An 8,378-nucleotide genomic window follows, 5' to 3' on the forward strand; every position below is an offset into this window, starting at 1 on the left:
ACGAGATTCGATCAGAATTTTGAATTGATTTAGCGAGCTCAAAGAGGTGTCGAAACTTCGTCTAACACCGTATTCACACATCACAGCCTGGTGGCTGCTCGGTCCGCGCGATGCAATATCATTGAAGTCAACTCAGTGGACAACGCCCCAACGAACCTAACCGCGTCGCGGTCGCCTTGTTGGGGATTAAGGTTCTCGGGTTCGTGAATACGAAGGACGTTAGGCGAAATTACTAAATGCGTAACATACAAAAAAGAAGGCAAGGTGGTACTTTGCTAGATTATTTAAAGACATATGCTCAGAAAGCATATCGAGAAATTAGTTCAATTGTTGAGAATCCCGGATTCCTATTTTCAAATGATCCTGCATTAACCAAACGTGAAGCAAGTTGTAATTACTATTATATACATGGATTCAATAGACTTATTTAAACACAATAGAATAACTAATGATAGGTTATTAGAGGCTTTTAAAGTTCTAGAAGATAACGTTGAGTTGTATTTAAAGAGGCATTACAGAAACAAGAAATTTATATATTACTTAAGTGGAGATGCATTAGTTCCAGCGTTTACATTGTCTGTTTTATCATATCATGAAGGTCTACCAATAAAAGACTCTGTAAATATTAGTGAATTAATCGATTGGTATAAGAGTAACGCATGTTTTGAAGGGTTAAGAATTATCGAAACTAATCAAATTGAATTGTCTGAAGAAATATCTGATGCGGATGAGTCGTATCCTAACACATTTAGAACATATATGAAATTGATTGAAACATAATTAGACTATTCGAAGAAGTCGGTAACTTCACCTAACACCATATTCACGCATTGGGCTGCCGCCCTCGGTCGCCGGGAGGGATTTCGGGGAAGCTATTCGGGCGACAACCTTGCACTGGCTAAGTCCGTCGGACCCGAAGAGGCAACAGCCAACGGCAATAAGAGATAACTCGAAGAAGTCGGTACAATCGCTTAACACCATATTCACGCATCGATCCTTTCGGATCTCGGTCCGCAGAGGCGGTTTCAAGAAGTATAAGCTGCGGCCACATTCATTCCCCTAAGATAAGAGCTATCTAAGGGGAATGGACGTCGTGAATATCTGAACGTTATGCGTAATTCCCTAAGAACAATAAGGAGATAAAAATGAATCAATTACCAGAAATCGTAAAGCAATATTTAGAACCAATAGGAATTAAAGAAGGCACAGAGATTTACCAATTAATTGAAATCGGATTTGAGTACGCTCCTTACATAGGAAAGGTGATTCAATCAATAAAGATGCATAGATTTGGGTTGAGATTGAAAGAAAACTCTCGACAAATTGAAGAGATTCAAAGATTACTTCTTGATACAAAATTGGATCGTCGATTTATACAAGAGAGGGTATTTCCTATCGTACTTGACGATCTAATTGAGGATCATGAAGATCAAAAAATTCATTATATCTTAAGTGGGTTGACTGCTATTTTGAATGAATACGCAACAGAAGAAAGTGAAATATTACTCTTCTATGATACTTTAAGAGCATTAAGAATCTATGACTTACAATACTTAGGTAAATTCGATATGACTGAAGGAACGCTCGTTGCGGAGTACACTAGAGACTTCGTAAACGTTCCCGCAATCGATGTTGGTGTCATAAATAAACTTGAGAGATTAGGCATAATTAGAACACAGGCGGCCTTTTTATTCGGGGACGATAAGAAAGATGTTCATGAAGACAGATTAATATTAACTACTTATGGAAAGAGATTTCTTGAGTTTCTCAAGTAGAGGGAACTACGCATAACACCATATTCACGCATCGATTCTATCGAATCTCGGTCCGCAGAAGTGATTTCAAGAAGTATATTCTGCGGACACATCCATTTCCCTAAGATAAGAGATATCTAAGGGAAATGGACGTCTAAGGCTGGGTCATGTCGTGAGTACAACAACGTTATCGGAAATCAGCGAATCAAACAAATAAACTATATTTTTAGGGTGTGTTCTTACTGAAATATTTGGATTATTTAAGAACTGGTAATATTCAATATAAAATCGAAGAGATGTTAGAAAAGTATAAATCCCAGCCAGTGGGATCTGGATATATAGATCTTATTACCCAATTTGATCTAATTGAAGATTTGATAAATGAACTAACAAGTATCGGAATCGCGATTAATGGAGTTACTTGGTGGTGCCATTGTTCAGAAGATAATAAGAAGTGTTTAAATTGTCCTCATGGACTCGGCGGACCATCCAGTATCTTTTTTAGCGGTTGGTTTAGCGAAATGGGACCTGACTATGAAAGCTTTGACACAATTCAAGAAATTTATGATCAGTATGAATCGGGAAAGGTCACAGAAGAAGAAATTAATATATTAAATGGCAGTGTATTGAAATACATTAAAGAATTCAAGAAGAATGATTTATTTGAAGAATGTTTTTATCCAGCATTATGGTTACATGTCCCGAAAGAATGGAAGAGATTGAAGTACTTAATTTAAGATCATTTGATAGTATTTTCAATGAAGTCGCTGACATCCTATAATGTAAATGTCAACATAAACATGTACACTTTCGCTTGTTTAAGGATGTACAAAATCACTTGTCCTCTTGGACAAAATGATCCTTCAGTCGGTAAGATTCGTCTACAATAGTAACGACAGTTGCATGATGTAGAATACGATCTAATATTGCATTGGCAAGTTTCGGTTCACGAAACACTTCATCCCATGACCTGAAGTTAACATTAGTCGTAAAGATGGTGCTTCGCTTCTCATAGCGCATATCAATAAGTTGGAAGAATAGCTTGGCATCCTCGGGTTCAATCGGAAGATAACCAATCTCATCAATAATGAGTAGTTTGTACTTCGTGTAGTGCTTCAATCTTGCATCAAGGCGGTTTCTAGCATGGCACGTTTTAAGTTCTGAATTAGATCATGACACTTAATGAAGTAGGTGCTTGTACGTTTCTTCGCAGCAGCAATACCGATCGACGTAGCCAAGTGAGTTTTTCCAACCCCATTAGGACCTAGAAACACAATGTTTTCATTCCCCTCAATGAAGCGTAGACTAGCAAAGTCCAGTATCTGCTCTCGGTTCACTGAAGGCTGAAAGCTAAAGTCAAAATCCAAGAGTTCCTTCTGATGAGGAAAGGCACCGACTTTCACCATCGCATGAATCATGTTCTGCTCGCGCACATCAATCTCATAGCTTGTGAGCTTCACTAGCGTATCTATGAAAGACAGTTGGTTATGAATACTAAAATCGACGACTTCATTTAAATGGGTCACCATTTGCTTAAGGCTTAGATACTCTAGGTTACGTGTAGCTTGTTGGTAGGAGGTCAAATTCATTCAAATGCACCTCCAATCGCACGTAGATTCTTCTTGGCCAAGTCACTAATGTCTAGATAGCTTGGCATAGATAATCTTAAGTTTTCCCTGTAGTGCTCTTCTGTGTAATTTAATTTTGCTTCACCAATAGGATGGCGTACCAGAAGTTTCGTGTTATAATAAGCATACAAATGGTTGTCATAGACTTGTATTCCCACCGTTTTTCCTTGATACCCAGCGGGAACTGAGTATTGTCTGGATTGGTAGGAGATCATGTTCGAGCATTGATCTTTACAAGCTTATGATGTATGCGATAGGAACTTCTTACACGCTCCGCTGGTAACGGGTGTAAGGAGTTCTTTTCCTTTTCCAGGGCTAGAACGGGGACTTTCCCCGTTCCTTGATGGAACGACTGGTTTACACGATCGCTTAGCTTCTGAATGTATACCTGAAGCTCTGGCAGGCTTAATTTGCCTTGGTAAGCATGGATCTCATCTAAGATTTTCATTTGTGCTTCCACTTTTCCTTTGGTACGAGGCCGTCCTGCGATACAGGGCCTGACTTTAAATCCAAAGTCGGCTGCAAAACCAGCAAACTTGGCATTCACTTTACCGGCAGTATGTTCAGTTCTTGCTTCGTCCATAACAGTCTTCATGTTGTCGGTTAGAATCTCATGAGGAACACCACCAATGGCTTCAAACGCCTCGGTTAAGAAGGAATGCAATACGCTTTGTGACTTAGACACGCTCATGTGATACACCCTAAATCGTGAATACGAGAGCAGTAGCACAGCTACATTTACCTCAACCTTCTCGCCTTCTTTCGTTTCAAAGGGAATGCTTTCTTTCCAATCTAACTGGGCTTGCACGCCTGGATCTGTCTCGAAACGAATCGTTCCTTGTGGTGACGGCATACGCTGTCCGTGCTTAAAGTAAGCTTCAAACTCAGGCTTACGAGCGATGTAGGCACGAAAGGCAGATGCTGAACATTGCAGTCCATTGAGATTCTCCATTAACGATTTAAGTTTAGGTAAGTCTAGTAAACTACGAATCTCTATATTCGATTGAATATTCAACGTGATGTACATACTTATCTCTCCCTTGAGACAAGTATGATTCAGATCGTCAAATCTGTACATTCTTATTCAAGCATTTGTGTACATGTTTAGGTTAGCATTTGTACTATAACACTATATTCACGCATCGAGCCGCGGGCTCTCGGTCCCAGAAGTTGATTCAGGAAGTCTAAGCTGCGGACACATTCATTCCCCTAAGATAAGAGCTATCTAAAGGGAATGAACGTCGTGAATATCTGAACGTTATAAGAAATCAGCGCAAGAATGGAAAAATCAAAAGTAAATATTCCCAAGTTGATTTAAACTTACGGTCAGGACTATTGAACAAGATAAATCAAATCTTTTAATATAAGGAGGGGATTTTGATATTTTTAAGAAAATTTCTAGGGTTTATTTTAACTACTTTGTTAATAGCAATATTGCTTACTATTCTTTTTGCGATAACAGAAGGCTCAAGTTTATTAGCTATTGGAGTTCTTTTTACGGGTGCTTTTCCATTTGTACTTCTCATTGGGGTACCTGTATCTTTTTTATCTGATTATCTAACAAAAAGTTTAAACGGAAAACCAAGAAATATAATGGCATTACTTATTCATAGTATATTTGGTTTTTTAGCTGGATTAGTGATTGTGATTTCTAACTTACTTGAGGGTTTATTTATTGTTGTAGCAACAATAATAGCCGCACTTATATTCTGGTTAGTTGACGAAATTTTAAGGAAGAAAATTTAATGACCTGTTCTTCAATTATTGGGGACGATAGCAAAACATATGAAAGTAACTCGAAGAAGTCGCCGACATCAGTTAACACCATATTCACGCATCGATCCATTCGGATCTCGGTCCGCAGAAGGGATTGCAAGAAGTATAGGCTGCGGACACATCCATTCCCCTAAGATAAGAGCTATCTAAGGGGAATGGACGTCGTGAATATCAGAACGTTATACGCAATAGTTGAAATGCAAATAAATAATAGGGATAAATTCCTAGGTGATCTTATGGCATTGAATCATGAATTCTTTTTTCTACCCAATGACTTGATTCTAAATAATCGAATAGAGTGGTATTATCTCAGTCGTGAATATATGAACGTTCGTAGATTAGGTGTTATACGCAATTACTGCTTGAATAACCAACCCAAATCAAAAAATATTGAGGTATATTAATATGAATAAGAAAGATAAAGAGAGAGAAATATTATTCAAAGTTTATCAAGAAAAATTATTTGATGTAATTGAACAAGAAGAACCTGATTTTCTCTTGAAATACAAAAGTGATAACTCATATTTTGGAGTTGAGATTACAGAATATTATTACCATGGGACAAATGCTAGACTTAGAAATATTGAAGGCTATTCATTATCATTATTAGATGGTGAAGAATTTTTGCACAAGAAAGATAAAACCGAACTTGATGTAACAGATATAACATTAATATCTAATGATGGGACTGAAACAAAGTAAAGGCTATTGCTCAAAAATACCCACCTTACGTTGAAAATGTATTTAAAATAATTGATCTTATTAAATAAAAAAGTATCCCATTATGTTAAATCTGTAAGGCATCTAAATTTGATAATAAATAATACTGAGGATTTTTTGGTTAATTTTAATAGGGAACATATATTTGGTATTCTTTTCATTCCCGAATTGGTTGATATGATCTTGAAAACATATTATAAAGAGATTTTCTTAATTACAAGAATTAAAGATAATGTCTATATATATATACCGCTAAAACAAAGTTTGTTTATATCGGAATTAATATTGTACTCGGAAGCTTTTTTGGAGTTTTATGGAGATACAGTAAAGCAAATTTCTACTTCAGACTTCTATCTTCAGTTTTTTGAATTCCTTAAAAAAAATGGTTTCGTTGATCTTAAGATGAGAATAGAAAACGTTGAGACAGAACTTTTTTATAGTAATTACAGCATTGTTGTAGATTCAAATGAAGAAGAGATTAGAATAAGAGATTGGAATGATCGTGTTTTCAGTTCTAACATCAAAGATTTTGAAAATAATTTAGATTAACTTTTTTTGAATTTTTTAATGAGTATAAGTCAAACAACATATATGTCGGTGAAGTTGGTTACAGTCTTTAGAAATTCAAGGAGGCTGTAACAGCGCATAGCACCATATTCACGCTCCGGGGCATTCGCCCCTCGGTCCGAACAGATGCAATTGGCAGGGTAGCTGATGCAGCCTGACACATCCAACTATGTCGGACATCGTGAATATACGAAACGTTATCAATAGACGTCGTGAATATGAACGTTAGATGAAATTCTCCAAAGATAATTAAATCTTCAATTTAATACCTTACTTTTTAAGGGGTCTTTTAAGTGAAAGTAAAGATTATTGAAATCAATAATATTGATGACAAAATTAAAGTGACTTTTCTTAGTGAACTGGGAGAAGGCTTAGGGTATTGGCAAGGTACTAATCCTGAGATAAATAACACTTATTTTGTTGAGTTAGATATTCAAGAAACCTTAGTCTTCGGGAATAATATTTCAAAGATATTAAATCACCCGAATAGTATCCTTATTAGTGATGAAATCACGACAATCATTGGAAAGATTGAATTTATAGAAGATAATTGTATTATATTGAGAATCGGAAAGAGCATCATAATAATAGAGGTAGATAAACTTCAAGAATTTAATCAAGGAGAAACAGTATTAATAACAACCGAAAGATTACTTTTAATAGATATGAATTTCTAAAGATGACTCAAAGAAGCGGAGGGAACTTCATCTAACACCATATTCACGCATCGATCCATTTGGATCTCGGTCCACAGAAGCGATTTCAAGAAGTATAGGCTCAGACAGAGAAAGTGCGGAGGTGAATCAATGATGTTGGTAAATGAAGTGCGCCAAATTGCTTTATCTTTACCAGGAACTGAGGAAGTGACACACTGGGGAAAACCCTCATTTCGAATTAATAACAAGATATTTATAGTCATACAGAGCGATATGAAAACTATAACAGTTAAAACAACTAAAGAAGAAAGAGAGATGTATACAACAACAGATCCAAAGACTTTTATAATTCCCGAATCTTTTAAAAACATGAATTATATGCACATAAACCTTGAAACAGCAAGTAAAGATGAAGTGAAGAAATTGATACGGAGCGCATGGGGAATAGTAGCTCCAAAAAAGATGGTAAAGATATTCTTTGAAAGATAATACGAAGAGGCCCGAGGCATCATCTAACACCACATTCACGCATCGGGCTGCTGCCCTCGATCGCCAGGAGTCATTATGGTGAAGAGGATTCAGGCGATAACCCGCACCGGCTAAGATAAGAGCTATCTAAGCCGGTGGGGTTCGAGAATGCACAGACGTTAGACGAAATTAACGAGATTTAAAAACATAAGAAGGACGTAAGTAACAGGAACAATCGTTCTTCTTTTTATTGGTATATCATGGTAGAATAGTAAAAGACAATTGAATCTTGGGTGGGCATAGTATCCCTTCGAGCATAAGCTTACGAAGTAAGTTTCCTTCGGAAACTTTGTAGGAGGTGATACTATGGAAGTAAAAGATGCAATAACGATTATGTTCCTATTTGGAATGTTTATCCTTGCACTTTTAACATACATCAGCGATAACAACAAGAAAAAGTAAGAACCCACCCCAAGGTTGACGCCAAAGGTGGGTTCTTATTCCTCTTTAGACTCTAGAAGGGATAAACCCATCCAAGCCAATTGTTCAGCCGAGTGTTTGCCGCACTCGGCTTCTTCTAAAATATGATAACACAACTGGAAAAAGAAGTGAACAGAAGAGTGTTGAGAAAATGAATTAAGGCAATATAAAAATAAACTTAAATCATAAAGACATGTAAAGGCATTAAGAATAATTGTGTGCTTTTACAAGAAGCGTTAACTTCGCCTAACACCATATTCACGCATCGGGCTTACGCTCTCGGTCCGGTAGAAGTTGTTGAACAAGTAAGCGGAATTAGCCGGACACAT

The 8,378-nt window shown here is 36.8% G+C and carries 9 protein-coding genes and 2 pseudogenes; 9 read left to right on the forward strand and 2 right to left on the reverse strand.

The genetic code is table 11. From position 1 onward, the window contains the following. Window positions 1-378: 378 nt before the first annotated feature. The 3 genes from ACRRU2_RS28175 to ACRRU2_RS28185 all read left to right on the forward strand — a co-directional run bounded on the left by ACRRU2_RS28175 (window position 379) and on the right by ACRRU2_RS28185 (window position 2,491). Window positions 379-780, forward strand: coding sequence for a hypothetical protein (locus ACRRU2_RS28175; protein ID WP_432506756.1), 402 nt, complete (start codon window positions 379-381; stop codon window positions 778-780). Window positions 781-1,145: 365 nt separating this feature from the next. Further along, window positions 1,146-1,775: a hypothetical protein gene (locus ACRRU2_RS28180; protein ID WP_432506758.1), complete on the forward strand. Its 630-nt coding sequence runs from the start codon at window positions 1,146-1,148 to the stop codon at window positions 1,773-1,775. Between the two features lie 230 nt (window positions 1,776-2,005). Continuing rightward, entirely contained in the window at window positions 2,006-2,491 is a 486-nt protein-coding gene (locus tag ACRRU2_RS28185; protein ID WP_432506759.1) for a hypothetical protein, read from the forward strand. A gap of 97 nt (window positions 2,492-2,588) precedes the next feature. On the opposite strand, the pseudogene istB reads toward ACRRU2_RS28185, so the two are convergent. Together istB and istA are read right to left on the reverse strand one after the other, a co-directional pair. Then, window positions 2,589-3,343 (reverse strand): annotated as a pseudogene (istB, locus tag ACRRU2_RS28190) (IS21-like element helper ATPase IstB). After that, a pseudogene (gene istA / locus ACRRU2_RS28195) lies at window positions 3,340-4,409 on the reverse strand (IS21 family transposase). The pseudogenes istB and istA overlap by 4 nt, the downstream one beginning before the upstream one ends. 350 nt (window positions 4,410-4,759) lie before the next feature. Between istA and ACRRU2_RS28200 the strand changes: the two are divergent. The 6 genes from ACRRU2_RS28200 (at window position 4,760) to ACRRU2_RS28225 (ending at window position 8,031) form a co-directional block, all read left to right on the forward strand. Beyond that, a complete protein-coding gene (locus tag ACRRU2_RS28200) occupies window positions 4,760-5,128 on the forward strand; it encodes a hypothetical protein (protein ID WP_432506761.1) in 369 nt (122 codons plus the stop codon). 435 nt (window positions 5,129-5,563) lie between these two features. Continuing rightward, entirely contained in the window at window positions 5,564-5,860 is a 297-nt protein-coding gene (locus ACRRU2_RS28205; RefSeq protein WP_432506764.1) for a hypothetical protein, read from the forward strand. 201 nt (window positions 5,861-6,061) lie between these two features. Further along, a complete protein-coding gene (locus ACRRU2_RS28210; protein ID WP_432506766.1) occupies window positions 6,062-6,427 on the forward strand; it encodes a hypothetical protein in 366 nt (121 codons plus the stop codon). Between the two features lie 311 nt (window positions 6,428-6,738). Continuing rightward, a complete protein-coding gene (locus tag ACRRU2_RS28215; RefSeq protein WP_432506768.1) occupies window positions 6,739-7,122 on the forward strand; it encodes a hypothetical protein in 384 nt (127 codons plus the stop codon). Window positions 7,123-7,251: 129 nt separating this feature from the next. After that, the gene (locus ACRRU2_RS28220; RefSeq protein ID WP_432506771.1) at window positions 7,252-7,590 is read left to right on the forward strand and encodes an MmcQ/YjbR family DNA-binding protein; all 339 of its coding nucleotides are present in this window, start codon (window positions 7,252-7,254) and stop codon (window positions 7,588-7,590) included. Window positions 7,591-7,935: 345 nt separating this feature from the next. Next, a complete protein-coding gene (locus tag ACRRU2_RS28225) occupies window positions 7,936-8,031 on the forward strand; it encodes a putative holin-like toxin (protein WP_331701876.1) in 96 nt (31 codons plus the stop codon). The last annotated feature ends 347 nt before the right edge of the window (window positions 8,032-8,378 follow it).

This window comes from Paenibacillus sp. GXUN7292 (assembly GCF_050864975.1).
Taxonomy (GTDB): domain Bacteria; phylum Bacillota; class Bacilli; order Paenibacillales; family Paenibacillaceae; genus Pristimantibacillus.

Excerpts from the sequence above, each read along its gene's own strand:
- ACRRU2_RS28180 (WP_432506758.1), top strand. The coding sequence starts at position 1,146 with ATGAATCAATTACCAGAAATCGTAAAGCAATATTTAGAACCAATAGGA.
- ACRRU2_RS28220 (WP_432506771.1), top strand. The coding sequence starts at position 7,252 with ATGATGTTGGTAAATGAAGTGCGCCAAATTGCTTTATCTTTACCAGGA.
- ACRRU2_RS28225 (WP_331701876.1), top strand. The coding sequence starts at position 7,936 with ATGGAAGTAAAAGATGCAATAACGATTATGTTCCTATTTGGAATGTTT.
- ACRRU2_RS28205 (WP_432506764.1), top strand. The coding sequence starts at position 5,564 with ATGAATAAGAAAGATAAAGAGAGAGAAATATTATTCAAAGTTTATCAA.